Origin of the sequence: Mycolicibacterium rutilum (assembly GCF_900108565.1) — a bacterium.
GTDB classification, from domain to species: Bacteria; Actinomycetota; Actinomycetes; order Mycobacteriales; family Mycobacteriaceae; genus Mycobacterium; species Mycobacterium rutilum.
Genome location: NZ_LT629971.1, coordinates 1366928 through 1386923, shown reverse-complemented (window position 1 = coordinate 1386923; position 19996 = coordinate 1366928). Strand labels below are relative to the sequence as shown.

Annotated in this window: 18 protein-coding genes; 9 read left to right on the top strand and 9 right to left on the bottom strand. The window is 67.6% G+C overall.

Features of this window, described 5'->3' with window-relative positions; translation table 11 throughout:
* Window positions 1–45: 45 nt before the first annotated feature.
* The 3 genes from BLW81_RS06650 to BLW81_RS06640 are packed head-to-tail and all read right to left on the bottom strand — an operon-like array spanning window position 46 to window position 3655.
* Entirely contained in the window at window positions 46–714 is a 669-nt protein-coding gene (locus BLW81_RS06650) for a GntR family transcriptional regulator (protein WP_083406498.1), read from the bottom strand.
* Between the two features lie 51 nt (window positions 715–765).
* On the bottom strand, window positions 766–1566 hold the full coding sequence (locus BLW81_RS06645; protein ID WP_157897618.1) for an LLM class F420-dependent oxidoreductase: 801 nt from the start codon (window positions 1564–1566) through the stop codon (window positions 766–768).
* Between the two features lie 19 nt (window positions 1567–1585).
* Entirely contained in the window at window positions 1586–3655 is a 2070-nt protein-coding gene (locus BLW81_RS06640; protein ID WP_083406496.1) for a PhoX family protein, read from the bottom strand.
* A 137-nt stretch (window positions 3656–3792) separates the two neighbouring features.
* Between BLW81_RS06640 and BLW81_RS06635 the strand changes: the two genes are divergently transcribed.
* Window positions 3793–5730, top strand: coding sequence for an Ig-like domain-containing protein (locus BLW81_RS06635; protein ID WP_157897617.1), 1938 nt, complete (start codon window positions 3793–3795; stop codon window positions 5728–5730).
* A gap of 4 nt (window positions 5731–5734) precedes the next feature.
* On the opposite strand, the gene BLW81_RS06630 is transcribed toward BLW81_RS06635, so the two are convergent.
* The 5 genes from BLW81_RS06630 to BLW81_RS06610 form a co-directional block, all read right to left on the bottom strand.
* Complete coding sequence (locus BLW81_RS06630) at window positions 5735–6634, bottom strand: Rv0045c family esterase (protein ID WP_083406495.1); 900 nt, start codon at window positions 6632–6634, stop codon at window positions 5735–5737.
* Between the two features lie 93 nt (window positions 6635–6727).
* Window positions 6728–7804, bottom strand: coding sequence for an inositol-3-phosphate synthase (locus BLW81_RS06625; RefSeq protein ID WP_083406494.1), 1077 nt, complete (start codon window positions 7802–7804; stop codon window positions 6728–6730).
* Window positions 7805–7840: 36 nt separating this feature from the next.
* Window positions 7841–8395, bottom strand: a complete 555-nt coding sequence (locus BLW81_RS06620) for a PadR family transcriptional regulator (RefSeq protein ID WP_083410363.1) — start codon at window positions 8393–8395, stop codon at window positions 7841–7843.
* Between the two features lie 121 nt (window positions 8396–8516).
* Entirely contained in the window at window positions 8517–9371 is an 855-nt protein-coding gene (locus BLW81_RS06615) for a DUF1707 SHOCT-like domain-containing protein (RefSeq protein ID WP_083406493.1), read from the bottom strand.
* Window positions 9372–9394: 23 nt separating this feature from the next.
* A complete protein-coding gene (locus BLW81_RS06610; protein WP_083406492.1) occupies window positions 9395–10240 on the bottom strand; it encodes a thioesterase family protein in 846 nt (281 codons plus the stop codon).
* Between the two features lie 109 nt (window positions 10241–10349).
* Here BLW81_RS06610 and BLW81_RS06605 point away from each other — a divergent pair, with 109 nt between their 5' ends.
* The 3 genes from BLW81_RS06605 to BLW81_RS06595 all read left to right on the top strand — a co-directional run bounded on the left by BLW81_RS06605 (window position 10350) and on the right by BLW81_RS06595 (window position 14999).
* Window positions 10350–10775: a DUF5318 domain-containing protein gene (locus tag BLW81_RS06605; protein WP_083406491.1), complete on the top strand. Its 426-nt coding sequence runs from the start codon at window positions 10350–10352 to the stop codon at window positions 10773–10775.
* A 166-nt stretch (window positions 10776–10941) separates the two neighbouring features.
* Window positions 10942–13323, top strand: coding sequence for a transglycosylase domain-containing protein (locus tag BLW81_RS06600; protein WP_157897900.1), 2382 nt, complete (start codon window positions 10942–10944; stop codon window positions 13321–13323).
* Window positions 13320–14999, top strand: a complete 1680-nt coding sequence (locus tag BLW81_RS06595) for a glycosyltransferase family 87 protein (protein ID WP_083410362.1) — start codon at window positions 13320–13322, stop codon at window positions 14997–14999. The genes BLW81_RS06600 and BLW81_RS06595 overlap by 4 nt, the downstream gene beginning before the upstream one ends.
* Here BLW81_RS06595 and BLW81_RS06590 read toward each other — a convergent pair.
* Entirely contained in the window at window positions 14996–16300 is a 1305-nt protein-coding gene (locus BLW81_RS06590; protein ID WP_083406489.1) for an adenylate/guanylate cyclase domain-containing protein, read from the bottom strand. The two genes, BLW81_RS06595 and BLW81_RS06590, sit on opposite strands and share 4 nt — an antisense overlap.
* Window positions 16301–16441: 141 nt before the next feature.
* On the opposite strand from BLW81_RS06590, the gene rpsF reads away from it, so the two are divergent.
* The 5 genes from rpsF (at window position 16442) to dnaB (ending at window position 19949) form a co-directional block, all read left to right on the top strand.
* Complete coding sequence (gene rpsF, locus BLW81_RS06585; RefSeq protein ID WP_018603055.1) at window positions 16442–16732, top strand: 30S ribosomal protein S6; 291 nt, start codon at window positions 16442–16444, stop codon at window positions 16730–16732.
* 84 nt (window positions 16733–16816) lie between these two features.
* A complete protein-coding gene (locus tag BLW81_RS06580) occupies window positions 16817–17323 on the top strand; it encodes a single-stranded DNA-binding protein (protein WP_083406488.1) in 507 nt (168 codons plus the stop codon).
* Window positions 17324–17366: 43 nt separating this feature from the next.
* Entirely contained in the window at window positions 17367–17624 is a 258-nt protein-coding gene (gene rpsR, locus BLW81_RS06575; RefSeq protein ID WP_069414185.1) for a 30S ribosomal protein S18, read from the top strand.
* Between the two features lie 14 nt (window positions 17625–17638).
* On the top strand, window positions 17639–18097 hold the full coding sequence (rplI, locus tag BLW81_RS06570; protein WP_083406487.1) for a 50S ribosomal protein L9: 459 nt from the start codon (window positions 17639–17641) through the stop codon (window positions 18095–18097).
* Window positions 18098–18566: 469 nt separating this feature from the next.
* On the top strand, window positions 18567–19949 hold the full coding sequence (gene dnaB / locus BLW81_RS06565) for a replicative DNA helicase (protein ID WP_083410361.1): 1383 nt from the start codon (window positions 18567–18569) through the stop codon (window positions 19947–19949).
* The last annotated feature ends 47 nt before the right edge of the window (window positions 19950–19996 follow it).

Genomic DNA, 19996 nt, shown 5'->3' with positions numbered 1-19996 from the left:
ATGCAAAGTAGCCGCGAACGCCGTCCTCATACCGACCGCGCCCGATCAGAAGGCGACGGTGACCGGCCGAAAGACGCCGCGGCGCACCAGTTCGGTCATCATGATCCGGCCCATCAGCGCACTGCGCTCGATACAGGCGGTGCGCGCCGCCTCGGTGTCACCGCGTCCGATCGCGGCCGCTTCGCCCGCGTAGTACGGCAGCAGCTCGTCGTGGTTGTCGAGGTAGGCCACCCAGAATGCGCGCGGCATGAACGCCTGCGACGAGCGGATCATCGCGGCCAGCCGCGGACCCGCGTAGGCGTCGGTGACCACGGCGCGGAACTGCCAGGCCGCTTCGTGGAAGGCGCGTGACTCCCGCGCGGTGCGCATCGAGTCGGTCAGCGCGTTGAGGTGCTCGGCGACCCGAGGGTCGGCGTCGGCGGCGGCGCGGGCGGCCGCCATACCGGTGAGCATGCCGTGGATCTCGTGGTGTTCGTGCACGACGGACTCGTCGAAGCGTTCGACGAACGCGCCGCGGTGATATCGGGTGGACAAAATGCCGTCGTGCTCGAGTTGCACCACGGCTTCTTGGATCGGCACACGCGACAACCCGAGTTCGTGGGCTATCTCGTTGCGGTCCACCCGATCACCCGACCGGAGTTTGCCGGTCAGAACCAGGTTCACGACGTGTGCGACCACAAGGTCTTTTTCCTTGACCCCGTACTTCTTGGGCATGGCGGCGACAGCTTCTCACGGTGTCCGCGCCGCCGTGGCGATTTCGCCGCTTCAGTTTCCTTCGTCGCGACGACGGTCGCGCCAGCGGCACAACGCTTCCGCTTCGGTGAGGTCGTAGTCCGGCCCGTTCACGCCGACGGTCAGCACCGTCACCCCGAGCTCGGCCAACGCCTCGGCCTCGGCGATCAATGCATCGGCGTCTTTCCCGGCAACGCCCGCGGACCGCTCGATCGCCGACGGGTCCCGGCCGACGTCGGCGCAGTGGCCGGCGAGAATCTCGGCCTTGCGCGGATAGGCGCTGCTGTCGGAAAAGCTGTGCCATAGCGTCGCGTACTCGGCGACCAGCCGCAGTGTCTTCTTTTCGCCGCCGCCGCCGATGAGGACCGGGATGTCGCGGGTCGGCGCAGGGTTGAGCTTCGCCAGCCGCGACATGATCCGTGGCATGGCCGCCGCGAGATCGTCGAGGCGGCTGCCCGCGGTGCCGAACTCGTAGCCGTACTCGTCGTAGTCCTTTTGCTTCCAACCCGATCCGATGCCGAGGATCAGCCGGCCGTCGCTGATGTTATCGACAGTGCGCGCCATGTCGGCGAGCAGCTCGGGGTTGCGGTAGGAGTTGCACGTGACCAGCGCGCCGATCTCGATGCGCGATGTCTGTTCGGCCCACGCGCCGAGCATGGTCCAGCATTCGTAGTGCGCACCGTCGGGATCACCGTAGAGCGGAAAGAAGTGGTCCCAGTTGAATGCGATGTCCACGCCGAGGTCCTCGCAACGGCGGACCGCGTCGCGGATGTGACGGTATTGCGGGGAGTGTTGCGGCTGCAATTGCACGCCGATTCGGATTGGGTTGCTCACGCTGATGTAGTAACCCGGATCACGTCCCGATATTCCCCGTGGACTTCCACACCGCCACCACCGACGGCCGCGCGGTGCCGTTGCCGCCCTCGGGCCAGCGCGACAGCGGGTTGTCGATGCTGTTGTCGTCGTGCTCGCCGGGATGCTGGACGCACACCGTGACCAGGTCGTCGGTGACGACTGGCCCGCACGTCTCGGCGCCGAGCGGCACGGTCAGGAACTGCTTGGTCTCACCGCGGTTCGGTCCCTCCAGCGCGACCGCGAACAGCCCGTCGTTGGATTCGAGCGCGTTGCCGTCGGTGGAGATCCACAGGTTGCCGTGGCTGTCGAACGCCAGGTTGTCCGGGCAGGAGATGGGGCTGACCTTGGTCTTGTCGAAGCCGGCGAAGTAGGTGTCGGCCGCGGCGGGATCCCCGCACACCAGCAGCAGTTCCCAGCCGAAGGCGGTGCCTGCGTGGTCGTCGGTGATCTCCAGGATCTGGCCGCTCTTGTTGTCGTTGCGGGGGTTGGCGGCATCGGGTGCGGCCTCGCCCGCCGCGCCGCGCTCGTCGTTGTTGGTCAGAGCGACGTAGACCTTGCCGGTCCTGGGGTTGGCCTCGACGTCCTCCGGGCGGTCCATCTTGGTGGCGCCCGCCTTGTCGGCGGCCATGCGGGTGTACACCGCGACCTCCTGCGCCGAGATGCCGTCGACCAGCGACTCGGCCTGCCCGCCCGGCCCCGACCGCAGCAGCGGCAGCCAGGTGCCGGTGCCGGCGAAGGATCCCGTGGACGGCAGCCTGCCGGAGCCGTCGATCTCGCCGGCCGGGATGTCGCTGGTCAGCTTGGCGACGTACAGCGTGCCCTCGTCGAGCAGCGTCATGTTGTGCGCCATCGCGGCGGCATCTGCACCCGGGCGCATCTTCTTGCTCGACACGAACTTGTACATGTAGTCGAACCGCTCGTCGTCGCCGGTGTAGGCGACGACGGTGCCGTCGTCGGTCACGTGGATGTTGGCGCCCTCATGTTTGAGCCTGCCCATCGCCGAGTGCTTGACCGGCGTCGAGTTCGGTTCCCACGGGTTGAGTTCGACGACGTAGCCGAAGCGGTTGGGTTCGTTGGGGGTCTGCGTCAGGTCGAACCGCGGGTCGAAGGTCTCCCAGCGCAGCGCGGTCGGTTCGGCGGAGATGCCGTACCGGTCGAGGCGGTCGGCGGCCACCGGGTTCGGTGCGGGCGCGCCCTCGGCGGCACCGAAGTAGTCCTGGAAGTTCTCCTCACCGGAAAGCACTGTGCCCCATGGTGTGACGCCGCCCGCGCAGTTGGCGAACGTGCCGGCGATGGTGCGCCCGGTGGGGTCGGCGGCGGTCTTGACGAAGTCGGTGCCCGCCGCCGGGCCGCTCAGCGTCATCGGGGTGTCGGCGGTGATGCGGCGGTTGTAGCGGCCCAGCACCGGTTTCAGGCCCTGCGGGGTGCGCTCGACTTCGACCACACCCATGCCGACGGCGGCGATCTCGACCTCGAACTGCTCGCGGGTCGGGGCGTCCTTGTCGTAGCCGGGAAACATGAAGATCGGGTCGACGTACTCGAAATTCGTCACCAGCAGGAAGCGGTTGTGCTGTCCCGGGATCGGCAGCAGGCCGGCGAAGTCGTTGTTGAAGCCGAACTGTCCGCGCTGAGCCGCGCCGCTCTGGTTGTTGACGTCGAACCTGGGTGCGCCGTCGAGAATCGGGTCGCCCCAGCTGATTACGACGCTCTGCTGATAGCCGTCCGGGATGACGACGGCGTCGTCGCTGTTGGGCGCCACCGAGGCGAAGTTCATTCCGGGCGGGGCTGCGTCCGGTGCCGGCGTGGACGACGGCACCGCCGCCGGGGATTCATCGGTGCCGCAGGCGGCCAACGCCGACCCGGCGCCGACGGCGAGCACCGCGATGCCGCCCGCCTGCAGCATCGAGCGGCGCGAGACCGCCTTGACCACGTCGCCGAAGTACTCGTTGTCGCTGCGGTTGGGCGCGGGTTTGGAGCAGGCGTCGCCGCACTTGTACAGGCAGGTCAGGTGCTGACGACGGGACTTGCCGTCGTGGGAGACAAACAGATTCAGCGGAATGAGGGCCACGGCGGGAAGTTACGACAGCTCGGTGAGCAGCCGGCAAGCACGAGATGAACAAGGGGTTGGCGCGCCGAGCGTTTCGCCCCGGAGGTGGCCCGCTCCGGGTTACCGTAACTCCAGTTATTTACGGAAGGGATAATAATATGGCTCATAGGCGACGGGTGCGCCGGTCCGACTTCCCGGTCCGCCGCTGGCTGCAAGCCGGTGCGGCATCGGCCGGTATGGGCGCAGCGCTGCTGAGCTTTTCGCTGATGGGTCCGCAGAGCGCCATTGCCGTGGCCGAGGAGAATCCGCCATCGGCGGCGGACACTCAGGCCGGCGAGTCGCCGGGTACGGAGTCGCACGAGACCGATGCGCCCGACTCGGATAGCGGCGCGACGCAGGGCGCGTCGGAAAGCCCTGCCGTCACCGTGGGGAACTCGCGCGGCGAGGTCGACGACAAAGAACTCGAGAACGACGAAGAAGACGAAATCGACGAGGAAGACGAACCCGACGAACTAGACGAACACGACGACGAGGTCGACCCGGCGCCCGAGGCCGCTGACGACGACGCACCGGTCGAGCGCGGCGTCGAGTCGGCCGACGCCACCACCGTCGTTGGCCGGTCCGTCCCCGACGACGAGATCGCGATCGTCGACCCCGTAGCTTCGCGCGACAATCCGCCGGTCGACAGCGCCGCGCGCGCCCCGCAGACGCACTTGGTGCAGGCCGGTGAATCGACTCCGACAACCACAACCCCGACAGCCACGACGACAGCGATTACGGCCCCGCGGGCGCAGCCCCGCACCTGGACCGGCCTGGTCGCTCTGGCGATCGACAATTGGACCAACGCCTCCTTGCGGTGGATCGAGTCGTTGCCGGTGGACAACACCACCAGGGCCACCCTCGAAGGAGCGCTGTGGACGCTTCGCCGCACGTTCCTCAACCGGGCGCCGTCGGTGGCGCCCGTCCAGATCAGCGGTCACGTCACCGGACCGATCGACGGCACCCTCGCCGCTGTAGATCCCGAGGGCGACCGCATCTTCTTCGTGATGACCCGCGCGCCTCGCGAAGGCACGGTGAAGCTCAACGGCGACGGCGCCTACACCTACACGCCGGGGGAGACGTTCGACGGCGTGGACACCTTCAGCGTCATGGCAGTCGACGTGGGTCTGCACATGAACCTGCTGGACCCGTTCCGGTCGATCGGAACGAACGCGCGCGCGGTGATCAACCAGGGGGCGATCAAGTTCGCGTTCAACTTCACCGTCGGCGCGGAGGTCTGGACCGAGGAGCGACGCGCCGCGCTGCAAAGGTCGGCAGACGAATTGCTGCTCTACCTCATCGTGGAGACGCCGGTCGTCCTCACCTACGACGTCACCGGACGCGAGGAGGACACCGCCGTACTCGCCTCGGCCGGTAGCCCGTTGATCAGTGAGCAGCCCGGCTTCTGGCGCACCGTCGTCCAGCACAAGCTGCTCACCGGAACCGACGCGAACGGTGCCGCAGCCGACGGCTCGATCGACTGGAACTTCTGGGAGGCCTGGGGTCTCGGCGATGCCGACGAGATCACCGCGGACGAGTACGACTTCGTGTCGACCGCGATGCACGAGTTGCTGCACTCGTTCGGGTTCCTGTCCTACACGGAGGCGGCCGGCGAAGACGACTGGGTGGCACGGCCGATCTTCGACAGCTTCCTCGTCACCGCGGACGGAGTGCACCCGATCGGTGCGAACTACGCCTGGAACACCGATTACGACGCGATCCTCGTCGGCGGCGACGGCGGAATGTTCTTCGGCGGACCCCGCGCGACGGCCGCCTACGGCGGGCTGGTCCCGTTGTTCACGCCCAATCCGTGGCAAGACGGCAGTTCGGGTAGCCATCTGAACGACGTCGTCTTCGCCGGCGATGACCAGAAGCTGATGAACGCAGCCACCGGTACGGGGCCGGGGGTGCGGGTGCTGAGCGCATTCGAGGTCGGCATCCTGCGCGACCTCGGCTACCACGCAGTCGTGCCGCAGTCGCCGGCCTACGCCGCGGCGTTGGTCGGGTTCGTGTTGCTGCGCCGCAGGCGCGGCACGGTGAAGTCAGCGAACCGCTGACGGACTATCCCGCCAACACGGCGCGCAGGATCTCGATTAGCTTGCGCGGCTGATCACTCTGCACCGAGTGCCCACTGTCGGCGACGATCTGCACGTCTTTGAACCCCGGTGCCGTGCGGGCGAATTCGGCGGCGTCATCGTCGTTGACGAAGAACGAGTTGGCGCCGCGGACCAACGTCGTCGGCACGGTCAGCCGGGGCACGTCGTCCCACAGACCCTCGAACCCCTCGCCCTTGCGCATCTCGTCGTAACGCCACGTCCAGGTGCCGTCCTCGAGGCGCTTGGCATTGTGGAACACGCCGCGGCGCAACGACTCCCGGTCCCGGTGCGGCGCCGCCGCGGTCGTCTTCTCGAGCATCGCGTCGAACGACGGGAACGTCCGGTCGCCCTGCACCAGCGCGACGGTGCCCTTCTGCGCCTCGGTCATCTGGGTGTGCCGCTCGGGCGCCGACGGTGTCACGTCGACCATCACGAGCCGGCGCACCAGCTCCGGCACGGACACCGCGATGCGCATCGCGGTGAGCCCGCCCAGCGACATGCCCACCACCAGATCGGCGTCCGAGGCGAGTTCGCGGATGACGGGTTCGACCTCGACGGCGTTGCGCTTGGGTCCGTAATCGCCGTCCTCGCGCCAGGCCGACCGTCCGTGCCCGGGCAGGTCGACCGCCAGCGCCGGCTCGCCCAGCCCGACGATCACGGTGTCCCAGGTGTGCGCGTTCTGCCCGCCGCCGTGCAGGAACACGACCCGCGGCGCGGCGTCGCCGTACTGCAGCGCGCTGATCGCACCGCGGTCGATGCGCCGGGCGGGGGGCACCGTCGCGACGCCGGCCTGGCGGGCGTTCTCCTCGAGGAAGATGAACTCGTCGAGGGTGGCCAGTTCGTCGTCGGCAGAAATATCGGTCACGAAATCATCTAACCGTGTCGCCGAGACCGACGAAATGGCGGATCGCGCGGGCGCGAATCGACCAAAGCGTCGGTTTCGGCGACGAGTAGGGGGTCAGCCCTCGATGAAGGTTTCCAGCTGCGCCCGCGCGACATCGTCGGGCAGCTGCTTCGGCGGGCTCTTCATCAGGTAGGCCGAGGCCGCCTCGACCGGACCGCCGATACCGCGGTCGAGCGCGATCTTGGCCGCACGCACCGCGTCGATGATGACGCCCGCGGAGTTCGGCGAGTCCCACACCTCGAGCTTGTACTCCAGGTTCAGCGGCACGTCGCCGAACGCGCGGCCCTCGAGCCGCACGTAGGCCCACTTGCGGTCGTCGAGCCAGCCGACGTGATCGGACGGGCCGATGTGCACGTCCTTGGTCTTGAACTCGCGCTGCAGGTTGGAGGTCACGGCCTGCGTCTTGGAGATCTTCTTGGACTCCAGGCGCTCACGCTCGAGCATGTTGAGGAAGTCCATGTTGCCGCCGACGTTGAGCTGCATGGTGCGGTCCAGCTGCACACCGCGGTCCTCGAACAGCTTGGCCATCACGCGGTGGGTGATCGTCGCGCCGATCTGGCTCTTGATGTCGTCGCCGACGATCGGCACACCGGCGTCGGTGAACTTCTTGGCCCACTCCGGGTCGGAGGCGATGAACACCGGCAGCGCGTTGACGAACGCCACGCCGGCGTCGATCGCGCACTGCGCGTAGAACTTGTCGGCCTCTTCCGAGCCGACGGGCAGGTAGGACACCAGCACGTCGACCTCGGCGTCCTTGAGCGCCTTGACCACGTCGACGGGATCGGAGTCGGACACCTCGATGGTGTCGGCGTAGTACTTGCCGATGCCGTCGAGCGTGGGGCCGCGCTGCACGGTCACGTTGAGCGGCGGCACGTCAGCGATCTTGATGGTGTTGTTCTCCGACGCGAAGATCGCCTCGGACAGGTCGAAGCCCACCTTCTTGGCGTCGACGTCGAACGCGGCGACGAACTTGACGTCGCGCACGTGGTACGGGCCGAGCCGGACATGCATCAGACCGGGCACAGTGGCCGTCTCGTCGGCGTCGTGGTAGTACTGCACGCCCTGTACGAGCGACGACGCGCAGTTGCCCACGCCGACAATCGCGACCCGCACCTCTCCGTTTGATGCCATGACGACTTGTCCCTTCTTAGCTTTGGTTCGGTATTCCTACGGCTGCACTGAGCTGTCCGGGCTTCCTTGCCCCAGACGTTCCGCCGCAATCAACTCGTTGAGCCACTTGACTTCACGCTCGCTGGACTCCAACCCGAGCTGATGTAGCTGCCGGGTATACCGGTCGATCGAGCTGCTGGCCCGCGCAACGGCTTCACGCAGACCTTCACGGCGTTCCTCTACCTGACGACGACGCCCCTCCAAGATCCGCATCCGGGCCTCGGCCGGGGTGCGGTTGAAGAAGGCGAGATGGACGCCGAACCCGTCGTCGGAGAAGTTCTGTGGGCCGGTGTCGGCGACCAGCTCGGAGAAGCGCTGCTTGCCCTTCTCGGTGAGCTGGTAGACGCGGCGCGCCCGGCGCATCTTGGGTGTGCCATCCGGCGCGGCGTCCTCGACGATGAGCCCGTCGGCCTGCATCCGCCGCAGCGCGGGGTACAGCGAGCCGTACGAGAACGCCCGGAAGGCGCCCAGCAACCCCGTCAGACGCTTACGCAGCTCGTAGCCGTGCATGGGCGATTCCAGCAGGAGCCCCAGGATGGCCAGTTCCAGCATCGCGGGCACCTCCTCCTGAAATCCCAGCTCGTCCGTTACGGCGGTCCAACACCTCGCACCATAGTATCGCCCCGATATATTCGGCGCGAACAAAGGGTGACGACGGCGGGAACGCCCGCGGTCAGCTGTCGGGGTAGCGAATTGCCTTCTCGCTGCCGTCGGCGGCCAGCTCGATCGAGCCGCTGCCATAGTCGTTGGAGACGTAGATGTCGATGGACAGCGCGGTGGGATCGGTCGGATCGTCGGCGGGATCGATGCTCAGATAGGTATTCGTGACGTCGGCCGGGTTGATGCCGAGGGTTTCCGGTGCGCCGCGCAGCACGCCGACGACGGCCTTCATGTCGAACTTGCCCAGATCGGCAGCCACATCGCTGGTCTTCGAACTCGTCGACGGGTCGTCCCAGCCGCCGCGGTAGGTGTAGTTCAGCTCGCGCCGCTCCTCGGTCGGGTCGGGCCGGGTCAGCGACGCGTAGTCGGGGTAGATGACGAGCCGGTAGCCGGTGGTGTCGCCGAAGCGCTTCTTCATCTGCTCGAACAGACCGGTCAGACCGCCCAGCGAGTGCAGCTGCCGCGGCGGGGTCAGCACCACCGGCGTCACGCCGTCGGACTTGGCGCCCGGGTCGGAGGTGAAGTTCAGCGGCGACGGCGTATTGCCGTACAGACCCCAGCCGACCGCGATGCCGAACACCACGAGGACGGCGGCCATCGCGACCCGCAGGCCCCAGCCATTGCGCATCGCGGGCATCTTGCGGGGCTTGCGCAGCGTCGGTAGTTGGACGGGCGCGTTGTTGGTCTGCAGGTCGGCGACCAGGGCCTGCAGGTCGCCGAGCGTCGTCGCGGTGGTGGCCGCCTTGACCCGCTCACCGTGCTCGGCCATCGACAGCTGACCCTCGCTCAGCGCGCTGTCGAGGATCTGGCACGTGTCGTTGCGGTCGCTGTCTTTCGCCCGCGTCCCGGTCGTCTGCCGTGTTGCCACGACGATGATCGTAGAAGCAAAGATCAGCGAATGAGACCCTGTGACGTCAGCACGGCGAGCAGGGATCCGTCGGGCCCGCGCAGCGAGCCGTAGGCGGTGCAGGCGCCGCTGGTCACCGAGCCGCGCGCTTCCAGGAGACGCCAGGACGTCGACGGCAGCAGATGCGCCCCGGGCTGCCACACCAGGTTCAGGTCGAGGCTGAGCAGCCACGCGTCGACGAAGCCGGATACCTTGCCGGGTGCGTCGAAGAGGTGGGCGTCGGCGTGCAGCACGTCGGCGACCTGCGGATGGGGCAGCGGTTCGTCGCCGCCGGTGCCGACGTCGGTGGCGACCCACAGCGCGACCTCCGGATGGTGGCGGCCGAACTCGCCGATCCCGGACGGATAGTCGACGCCGCGCCGGTGGGCGAACCGCAGCGACGGGTAGGTCTGCGCGATCCACTCCAGCGACGGGCAGGACTCCGGGTCGGGCAACTCGGCGGTCGGGGTGCCGTAGCGCTCGAACGGAACCGGCGCGTCCACCGACGGCGGTCCCAGCCAACCGTCGGACAGCCAGCTGCCGGCGAACAGGATCGTGCGGCCGGCCTGGCTGAGCGTGGCCTCGTACGCCGCGGCGGAGCGGCCGCCGCGCACCGTGCGCACGTCGATCTCGAGCGGACCCGGTGTGCCGGCCTCGACGAACGTCACCGACAGCGACGCCGCCGCGGCGCGCCCGCTGTGCTCGAACACCGCGGCCAGCGCGAGCGCCGAGGTGTAGCCGCCGAACGCGCGGCCGCTGAAGCACCAGTTGTCGGGCAGGTCGCGGACGAAGCGGCTGGTGTGCTCGCCGGTCGGTCCGCCGTCGAGGGCGAAGTCGCGCCCGTCCAGCATCGGTTCTCCAGGGGTCGGTCCGTCGGATGTCCAGTTCAAACACCTTAGAGACGGCGTTCGCGGGGCCGTCACGCCTCCGCAGTCGGATCGCCGACGTACTCTGGTCTTCGTGCGATTGCAGCGACAGGTGGTGGACTACGCGCTCCGGCGGCGGTCCCTGCTGGCCGAGGTCTATTCCGGCCGCACCGGCGTCTCGGAGGTCTGCGACGCCAATCCCTACCTGCTGCGCGCCGCCAAGTTCCACGGCAAGCAGAGTTCGGTGATGTGTCCGATCTGCCGCAAGGAACAGCTCACGCTGGTGTCGTGGGTGTTCGGCGATCATCTAGGCCCGGTGTCGGGTTCCGCGCGGACCGCAGAGGAGCTGGTCCTGCTGGCGTCCCGATACGACGAATTCTCAGTACACGTGGTGGAGGTATGCCGGACCTGCAGCTGGAATCATCTGGTCAAGTCGTACGTGCTCGGCGCGGTCCCTCCGACCGGGGGTTCGCGCGGCACTCGAACGGCGCGCAACCGTGCGCGCACGGCCAGTGAATAGCGAAGGGCGCCACGACCGGTCAGTCAACGAGGTCCGTTCCGGACGCGAGGCTGATGGCGTGAGCGCGCCGCGACCCAGGACCGGCGACGGCGGTGGCAGGCACCGGCCGGCCGCCGACGCGCCCCAGCAGCGCCCGGCCGGGCAGGGCCGCCCACCGCAGCGGCCGGTGCCACCCGACGACCGCCACACCGCCGTGCTCCCGCCGGTGCGTGAGGCCAGGCCGCCGCACCTGCGCGACCCCGTCGACGTCGTCAAGGCCGCGCTCGACGGCACCCCGGCGCCCAAGCCGCCGCCTCCCGGACCGCCGCCACCGCCGCGACGCCCACCCGGCGGCGGGGGATCCTCCGGAGGCGGCCCGTCCGGTCCGCGCCGCGGGCTGCCCAAGCAGATCAACTGGAAGTGGGTGCGGCGCGGCGCGATCGCGATGGCCGCGGTGTTCATCGTGCTGCCGATCATCACGTTCGGCATGGCCTACCTGATCGTCGACGTGCCCAAGCCCGGCGACATCCGCACGAACCAGGTGTCCACGATCCTGGCCAGCGACGGCAGCGAGCTCGCGAAAATCGTTCCGCCGGAAGGCAACCGGGTCGACGTCAACATCGACCAGATCCCGGTGCAGGTGCGCAACGCGGTGATGGCGGCCGAGGACCGCGACTTCTACTCGAACCCGGGCTTCTCGTTCACCGGCTTCGCGAGGGCGATGAAGAACAACCTGTTCGGCGGTGACGTGCAGGGCGGGTCGACGATCACCCAGCAGTACGTCAAGAACGCGCTGGTCGGCTCCGAGCGGGCCGGCGTCGGCGGGCTGATCCGCAAAGCCAAGGAACTCGTCATCTCGACGAAGATGTCCGGCGAATGGTCCAAAGACCAGGTGATGCAGTCCTACCTGAACATCATCTATTTCGGTCGGGGCTCCTACGGTGTCGCCGCGGCGGCCAAGGCGTACTTCAACAAGCCGGTCGAGGAACTCAACGTCGCCGAGGGCGCCCTGTTGGCCGCGCTGATCCAGCGGCCGTCGGGGCTGGACCCGGCGGTCAACCTCGAAGGCGCGACGGCACGGTGGAACTGGGTGCTCGACGGCATGGTCGAGATCGGTGCGCTGTCGCCGGAGGAACGCGCCGCGCAGGTGTTCCCGGCGACCGTCCCGCCCGACCTCGCGCGCACGCAGAACCAGACCACCGGACCCAACGGGCTCATCGAGCGGCAGGTGCAGAAGGAACTGCTCGAGCTGTTCAACATCAACGAGCAGTCGCTGAACACCGAGGGTCTGCAGATCACCACGACGATCGACCCGAAGGCCCAGGCCGCCGCGGAGGAGGCCGCCTCGGAGTACCTGGAGGGCCAGGACCCCGACATGCGCACCGCGATCGTGTCGATCGATCCGCGCACCGGCGGGGTGAAGGCGTACTACGGCGGCACCGACGCCAACGGTTTCGACTTCGCGCAGGCGGGCCTGCCGACGGGCTCGTCGTTCAAGGTGTTCGCGTTGGTGGCGGCGCTGCAGCAGGGGATGGGCCTGGGCTATCAGGTCGACAGCTCCCCGCTGGAGGTCAACGGGATCAAGATCTCCAACGTCGAGGGCAACAGCTGCGGCACCTGCAACATCGCCGAGGCTTTGAAGCGGTCGCTGAACACCAGCTACTACCGGCTGATGCTCAAGCTCAAGAACGGGCCCGAGGACGTCGCCGAGGCTGCGCACCAGGCCGGTATCGCCGAGAGCTTCCCCGGTGTCGAGCACACGCTGTCCGAAGACGGGCAGGGCGGACCGCCGAACAACGGAATCGTGCTGGGGCAGTACCAGTCCCGCGTCATCGACATGGCCTCGGCGTACGCGACGCTGGCGGCGTCGGGGGTGTACCACAAGCCGCACTTCGTGCAGAAGGTCGTCAACTCCGAGGGCGAGGTGCTCTTCGACGCGTCGCAGCAGGACAACTCGGGTGAGCAGCGCATCGACAAGAAGGTCGCCGACAACGTGACCTCCGCGATGCAGCCGATCGCCGCCTACTCCAACGGCCACGCCCTGGCCGGTGGCCGGCCCTCGGCCGCCAAGACCGGCACCAACCAGCTCGGCGACACCGACAACAACCGCGACGCGTGGATGGTCGGCTACACCCCGTCGCTGTCGACCGCGGTGTGGGTGGGCACCACCGACGGCACGAAGCCGCTGGAGAACAAGTGGGGCTCACCGGTTTACGGGTCGGGTCTGCCGTCGGACATCTGGAAGGCCACGATGGACGGCGCGCTGGAGGGCACCGACGAGGAGACGTTCCCCAAGCCTGAGGAGATCGGTGGCTACGCGGGTGTGCCGCAGGCCCCGCCGCCACCGCCGCAACCGACGACGCCGACCGATGCGCCGCCGACGCCGTCGCAGACGGTCATCCAGCCGACCATCGAGGTCGCGCCGGGCATCACGATCCCGTGGGGCCCGCCGACCACGGTTCCCGTCGCTCCGCCGCCGCCACCGGGCGCTCCCGTTCCCGGTCCGGCGCCCGGACCGGTCGGTGCCCCGGCGCCGCTGGCGCCCGGCGCCCCGCCGCCGCCCCCGTGACCGAGGTGGGGGGCGAGGAGCACGGCGAGCCGAAACCGGCTACGCCGCAGTTCGTTTCGCCTGCTCCTCTCGTAGAGGACCGGCGCAGCTTCGGCAACCGTGACCTGCCCAGCCGCACCGACACCATCGGGTCGGCGCTGTCGGATGTCGTGGGCGGGCCGGTCGGCAAGCACGCGTTGATCGGCAGGCAGCGGTTCCTGACGCCGCTGCGGGTGATGCTGATCATCGCGCTGGTGTTCCTGGCGCTGGGCTACTCGACGAAGGCGGCGTGCCTGCAGAGCACCGGCACCGGCCCGGCCGATCAGCGGGTGGGCAACTGGGAGAACCAGCGCGCCTACTTCCAGCTGTGCTACTCGGACACGGTGCCGCTGTACACCGCCGAACTGCTCAATCTCGGGAAGTTCCCGTACAAGTCGAGTTGGGTGGAGAAGGACGCCACCGGCAAGCCGCACATCCAGTACGACGGCAACACCGCGGTGCGCTACATGGAGTATCCGGTGCTGACCGGGATCTACCAGTACCTGTCGATGTCGTTGGCCAAGACCTACACCGCGGTGACGAAGCTCGTGTCGGTGCCGGTCATCGCCGAGGTGGTGATGTTCTTCAACATCGCCGCGTTCGGGTTGGCCCTGGCGTGGCTGATCACGGTGTGGGCGACGTCGCGACTGGCCGGTCCGCGACGGGTGTGGGACGCGGCGCTGGTGGCGGCGTCGCCGATCGTCATCTTCCAGATCTTCACCAACTTCGACGCGCTGGCAACGGCTTTCGCGACCGGTGCGCTGCTGGCCTGGGCTCGCCGAAAACCCGTGCTGGCCGGAGCGCTGATCGGTCTGGGTGTGGCCGCCAAGCTGTATCCGCTGTTGCTGCTGGCGCCGTTGGCGGTGCTGGCGGTGCGCACCGGCAAGCTGCGCGAGGTCGGCAAGACCGCGGCGGCGGCGTTCGGCGCGTGGCTGGTGGTCAACCTGCCGATCATGGTGTTGTTCCCGCGAGGGTGGTCGGAGTTCTTCCGGCTCAACACCCGTCGTGGCGACGACATGGATTCGATCTACAACGTCATCAAGTCGTTCACCGGATGGCGCGGGTTCGACCCCGACCTGGGGTTCTGGCAGCCGCCGACGGTGACGAACACGGTCTCGGCGATCCTGTTCGTATCGTGTTGCATCGCCATCGGATACATCGCGCTGACGGCCAAACAGCGGCCGCGGGTCGCGCAGATCGCGTTCCTGGTGGTCGCGGCGTTCCTGCTGACGAACAAGGTGTGGAGCCCGCAGTTCTCGCTGTGGCTGGTGCCGCTGGCGGTGCTGGCGTTGCCGCACCGGCGCATCCTGCTGGCGTGGATGACGATCGACGCGCTGGTGTGGGTGCCGCGGATGCTCTACCTGTACGGCGAGGCGAACAAGGGCCTGCCGGAGCAGCCGTTCACGATCACGGTGTTGCTGCGCGACATCGCGGTGGTCGGGTTGTGCGCGTTGGTGATTCGACAGATCTACCGCCCGGAACTCGACCTGGTCCGGGCCGGCGGTGAGGTCGACGACCCGGCGGGCGGGGTGTTCAACCGCGCGCCGGACGCGCCGCCGCGATGGCTGCCGGACTGGCTGCGCCCGGACGCGTCGAGACTGCGCACAGATCGCGAATCGGACGAGAATCGCGACCTGTCCGCAGTGTCGACTGATTAGGTCGCGACGGCGTACAGGCGCCATTCGCCGGGGACGCCTTTGAGTTCGTGGGTGCCGTGCTCGTCGAATTGCAGGCCGGAGCCGATGACCAGGTCGCGCAGGGTGCTGGAGACGAGGACTTCGTTGGGTGCGGCAAGCGCGCTGACGCGTGCGCCGATGTGCACCCCGATGCCGCCGATGTCGTCGCCGCGGACTTCGCATTCACCGGTGTGCAGGCCGGCGCGGATTTCGATGCCGAGGGCGCGCACGGCGTCGCGAATGGCCATGGCGCAGCGGATGGCTCGTTGTGGTCCGTCGAACATGGCGAGGAAGCCGTCGCCGGTTCGGTTGACTTCGCGGCCGCGGTAACGGGTCAGTTGTGCGCGCACGACGGCGTCGTGGGCGTCGAGCAGGGCGTGCCAGTCGCGGTCGCCGATGGTCGACGCGCGACGGGTCGAGTCCACGATGTCGGTGAACAGCACCGTCGCCAGCACGCGCTCGTCGGCGACGGATGCCTGTTCGCCCGTGACGAATTCGGCGATCACCTGGAACGACTCGCGCCACGGCTCGACGAAGTGGTACATGTTACTGCCGGGCAGCTCAACATATTCCGCATCCGGTATGAGGTGTGCGATGTCGCGACCCATCGCGGGAGTGATGTACGGATCGTCGGCGTGCTGCAGGACGAGTGTCGGTACGCGCACGCTCGGAAGGACGGCGCGGACGTTCATCTCCGCAACGAAGGGCAGCATGGTTGCCGCGACTCCCGGGCTGGCCGCCAGCCGCTCCATCCGCGCCCATGACGCCCGAATCTCTTCATTCCAGGGCATGTCCGGGTTGATCAGGCGCTGCAATTCGCCGCTTCCCCACAGGGACAGCATGTCGGTGCGCGCGTCTGTCCGGGTGTCGTCGACGAACACATCCGCGTACCCCTCGAGCGATACCAGAGCGGTTGTGCGCGACGGATGCGTCGCCGCGAACAGCGCACCGGTCGCGAAGGCTCCGTCGACGGCGATCAGGACCGCCTCGGGGCTGCCGAGGTCATCGAGCACCGCGCTGATGCTGTCGGTCCACTGCTCGAGCGTGGCCTCGGCGCCCCGGGCGACGGGGTCGGACGCGCCCGTTCCGGGTTGGTCGAAAAAGATCAGCCGACCGAGAGAGGTCATGGCCTCGATCCAGCCGCTTAGCAACGGCATCTCCGGCACGACCTCGCAATGGGTGAACCAATTCGACAGGAACAGGACGTCGCGCTCGCCGGGTGCCGATGCGCGGTAGGCGACGTGCAGGTCTCCGTTGAGCGCGTAGCGCGTCTCGGAGAACATGGTCGAAGCGTAAGTCGCCGCGCAGCACGATTTCGCAGATCAGCGCGGTTTCCTGTAGCCTGGGCCGGTTGCCGACGCAGGCGACCCTCCTGCCACGGACAGTCCGTGGCCGATCAGACCGTAGGAGGTGATGAGGTCTTCATGCGTCCATACGAAATCATGGTCATCCTCGACCCCACCCTTGACGAGCGCACCGTTGCTCCGTCGCTGGAAACGTTTCTCAACGTCATCCGCAAGGACGGCGGCTCCGTCGACAAGGTCGACATCTGGGGCCGGCGCCGGTTGGCGTACGAGATCGCCAAGCACGCCGAGGGCATCTACGCCGTCGTCGACGTCAAGGCTGAACCCGCGACAGTGTCCGAGTTGGACCGTCAGCTCAACCTGAACGAGTCCGTGCTGCGGACCAAGGTGATGCGGACCGACAAGCACTAGCCGAACGGGGTGTGCACGTCGTAGTGCTTCCGTAGGCTCGCCTGCGACTATCACGCGCACACCGCCAAAGCCCAGGAGGACATCGTGGCTGGTGACACCACCATCACCGTCGTCGGAAACTTGACCGCCGACCCAGAACTGCGTTTCACCCCGTCGGGTGCGGCCGTCGCCAACTTCACCGTGGCGTCGACACCGCGCATCTACGACCGGCAGAGCGGCGAATGGAAGGACGGCGAGGCGCTGTTCCTGCGCTGCAACATCTGGCGCGAGGCGGCCGAGAACGTCGCCGAGAGCCTGACCCGCGGTTCGCGGGTCATCGTGCAGGGCCGGCTCAAGCAGCGTTCGTTCGAAACCCGCGAGGGGGAGAAGCGCACCGTCGTCGAGGTTGAGGTCGACGAGATCGGCCCGTCGCTGCGTTATGCCACTGCGAAGGTCAACAAGGCCAGCCGCAGCGGTGGAGGCGGCGGCGGATTCGGCGGTGGCGGCGGCGGCGGAGCTTCGCGGCCGGCCGAGCAGCCGAAGGACGATCCGTGGGGCAGCGCCCCGGCATCGGGTTCGTTCTCCGGCGCCGACGACGAGCCACCCTTCTGATCCACCACTGATCAGCGAAAAGAAGTAAGAGAGAGAAAGACACATGGCCAAGTCCTCGACCAAGAGGCGGCCGGCTCCCGAGAAGCCGGTCAAGACCCGCAAGTGCGTGTTCTGCTCCAAGAAGGGGCAGACCATCGATTACAAGGACACCGCGCTGCTGCGCACGTACATCAGCGAGCGCGGCAAGATCCGCGCGCGCCGCGTGACCGGCAATTGCGTTCAGCACCAGCGTGATATCGCGATCGCCGTGAAGAACGCCCGCGAGGTCGCGCTGCTGCCGTTCAGCTCGTCGACGCGATAGGCAGGACACAGAAGATGAAACTGATTCTCACCGCCGACGTCGAACACCTGGGTGTGCAGGGCGACATCGTCGAGGTCAAGGACGGCTACGGCCGCAACTATCTGGTGCCGCGCGGGCTGGCCGTCACGGCGTCCCGCGGTGCGGAGCGCCAGGCCGAGGAGATCCGTCGGGCGCGCGAGCAGAAGGCCATCAAGGGCCGCGAGCACGCCGTGGAACTCAAGACGGCGATCGAGGGCCTCGGCCCGGTGCAGCTGTCGGTCAAGGCGGCTTCCGACAGCGGCAAGCTGTTCGGCTCGGTGACGACGGCCGACGTCGTCGCCGCGATCAAGAGCGCCGGCGGGCCGAACCTGGACAAGCGCACCGTTCAGCTGCCCAAGGCGCACATCAAGACGACGGGCACGCACCCGATCGCGGTGCGGCTGCACCCCGAGATCGCTGCTGCGGTTTCGCTCGAGGTCGTCGCCGGACAGTAACGACAGCGTCAATACGGCCGGGTCGAGGCGCGATACGCCTCCACCCGGCCGTTGCTGTGCGCGCTGGCGAACTCCTGTTGATCGTTAGCCCGCAGCGAAGCTTACGAGCTGTTAACCTGCGGGCCCCCCGGCGGCAATACAACACGCCCGACCCGGCAACCCAGGGCGACACGCCGGAGCAATTCTCATGCACAGCATCCCCGCCGGTTTATGGTGCCCCTAGCTGCGAAGATGCAGTAAGTGATGTGGTTGATCAACAGGTTGTCCACAACGACTCAACATGGCTGTCCAGAGCTATCCACACGCGATCCACAGGGCTATGAACAGGGCCGGGTTGCACCCTCGCCAGCAACGTCTAGCGTAGGCCGTCGGCGGGCGATCCCGAGAATTTGTCGGGGTCGGTGCTTACAGTCGCGATGTGCAGTATCGAATGCACGTTCGATAGTGAATAAAGGGGGTGAGCCGCTTCGTGGCTGTCGTGGATGACTTGGGTCATTCGGATATGGATGCGCCGCCGCCGAGCGAGGACTTCGGACGCCAGCCCCCGCAGGACCAGGCCGCCGAGCAGGCCGTGCTGGGCGGGATGCTGCTGAGCAAGGACGCCATCGCCGACGTGCTCGAGCGCCTGCGGCCCGGGGACTTCTACCGCCCCGCGCACCAGAACGTCTACGACGCGATTCTCGACCTCTACGGCCGCGGTGAACCGGCCGACGCGGTGACCGTGGCCGCGGAGCTGGACCGGCGCGGACTGCTGCGCCGCATCGGTGGGGCGCCGTATCTGCACACCCTGATCTCGACGGTGCCGACGGCGGCCAATGCGGGCTTCTACGCCGGCATCGTCGCCGAGAAGGCGCTGCTGCGCCGACTGGTCGAGGCGGGCACCCGCGTCGTGCAGTACGGGTACGCCGGCGCCGACGGCGCGGATGTCAACGACATCGTCGACCGCGCGCAGTCAGAGATCTATGACGTCACCGAGCGGCGAGCGGCCGAGGACTTCGTGGTGCTGGAGGAGATCCTGCAGCCGACGATGGACGAGATCGACGCGATCGCCTCGCAGGGCGGGTTGGCGCGCGGTGTGCCGACGGGCTTCGTCGAACTCGACGAGGTGACCAACGGCCTGCACCCCGGGCAGATGATCATCATCGCCGCGCGGCCGGGCGTCGGGAAGTCCACGCTCGGACTGGATTTCATGCGGTCGTGCTCGATCAAGCACCAACTGCCGAGCGTGATCTTCTCGCTGGAAATGAGCAAGTCGGAGATCGTGATGCGGCTGTTGTCGGCCGAAGCGAAGATCAAGCTGGCCGACATGCGCTCGGGTCGGATGAGCGACGACGACTGGACTCGACTGGCGCGCCGGATGAGCGAAATCAGCGAAGCCCCTTTGTATATCGACGACTCGCCGAACCTGACGATGATGGAGATCCGCGCGAAGGCGCGCCGGCTGTCGCAGAAGAAGGGCCTGAAGCTGATCGTCGTCGACTACATGCAGCTGATGACATCGGGCAAGAAGTACGAGTCGCGCCAACAGGAGGTGTCGGATTTCTCGCGAAGCCTCAAGCTGATGGCCAAGGAACTCGACGTCCCCGTGGTGGCGATCAGCCAGCTGAACCGCGGTCCGGAGCAGCGCACGGACAAGAAGCCAATGGTGTCTGACCTGCGCGAAAGCGGGTCGCTGGAGCAGGATGCCGATATGGTCATACTTTTGCATCGGCCGGATGCATTCGAGCGGGACGACCCGCGCGGTGGTGAAGCGGACCTGATTCTCGGCAAGCACCGTAACGGCCCGACGAAGACGATTACCGTTGCGCACCAACTGCATTTGAGCCGCTTCGCGAACATGGCCAAGCAGTAGACTCTTGTTGTCGAGATGCAACGGAAATTAACAAACGATCCCTAATT

Excerpts from the sequence above, each read along its gene's own strand:
- BLW81_RS06610 (WP_083406492.1), bottom strand. The coding sequence starts at position 10,240 with ATGCTGGACGGGCGCGACTTCGCCCTCGACGGCGGACCGACCGGCGAG.
- BLW81_RS06650 (WP_083406498.1), bottom strand. The coding sequence starts at position 714 with ATGCCCAAGAAGTACGGGGTCAAGGAAAAAGACCTTGTGGTCGCACAC.
- BLW81_RS06635 (WP_157897617.1), top strand. The coding sequence starts at position 3,793 with ATGGCTCATAGGCGACGGGTGCGCCGGTCCGACTTCCCGGTCCGCCGC.
- BLW81_RS06620 (WP_083410363.1), bottom strand. The coding sequence starts at position 8,395 with ATGCTGGAACTGGCCATCCTGGGGCTCCTGCTGGAATCGCCCATGCAC.
- BLW81_RS06625 (WP_083406494.1), bottom strand. The coding sequence starts at position 7,804 with ATGGCATCAAACGGAGAGGTGCGGGTCGCGATTGTCGGCGTGGGCAAC.
- rpsR (WP_069414185.1), top strand. The coding sequence starts at position 17,367 with ATGGCCAAGTCCTCGACCAAGAGGCGGCCGGCTCCCGAGAAGCCGGTC.
- rplI (WP_083406487.1), top strand. The coding sequence starts at position 17,639 with ATGAAACTGATTCTCACCGCCGACGTCGAACACCTGGGTGTGCAGGGC.
- rpsF (WP_018603055.1), top strand. The coding sequence starts at position 16,442 with ATGCGTCCATACGAAATCATGGTCATCCTCGACCCCACCCTTGACGAG.
- BLW81_RS06590 (WP_083406489.1), bottom strand. The coding sequence starts at position 16,300 with ATGTTCTCCGAGACGCGCTACGCGCTCAACGGAGACCTGCACGTCGCC.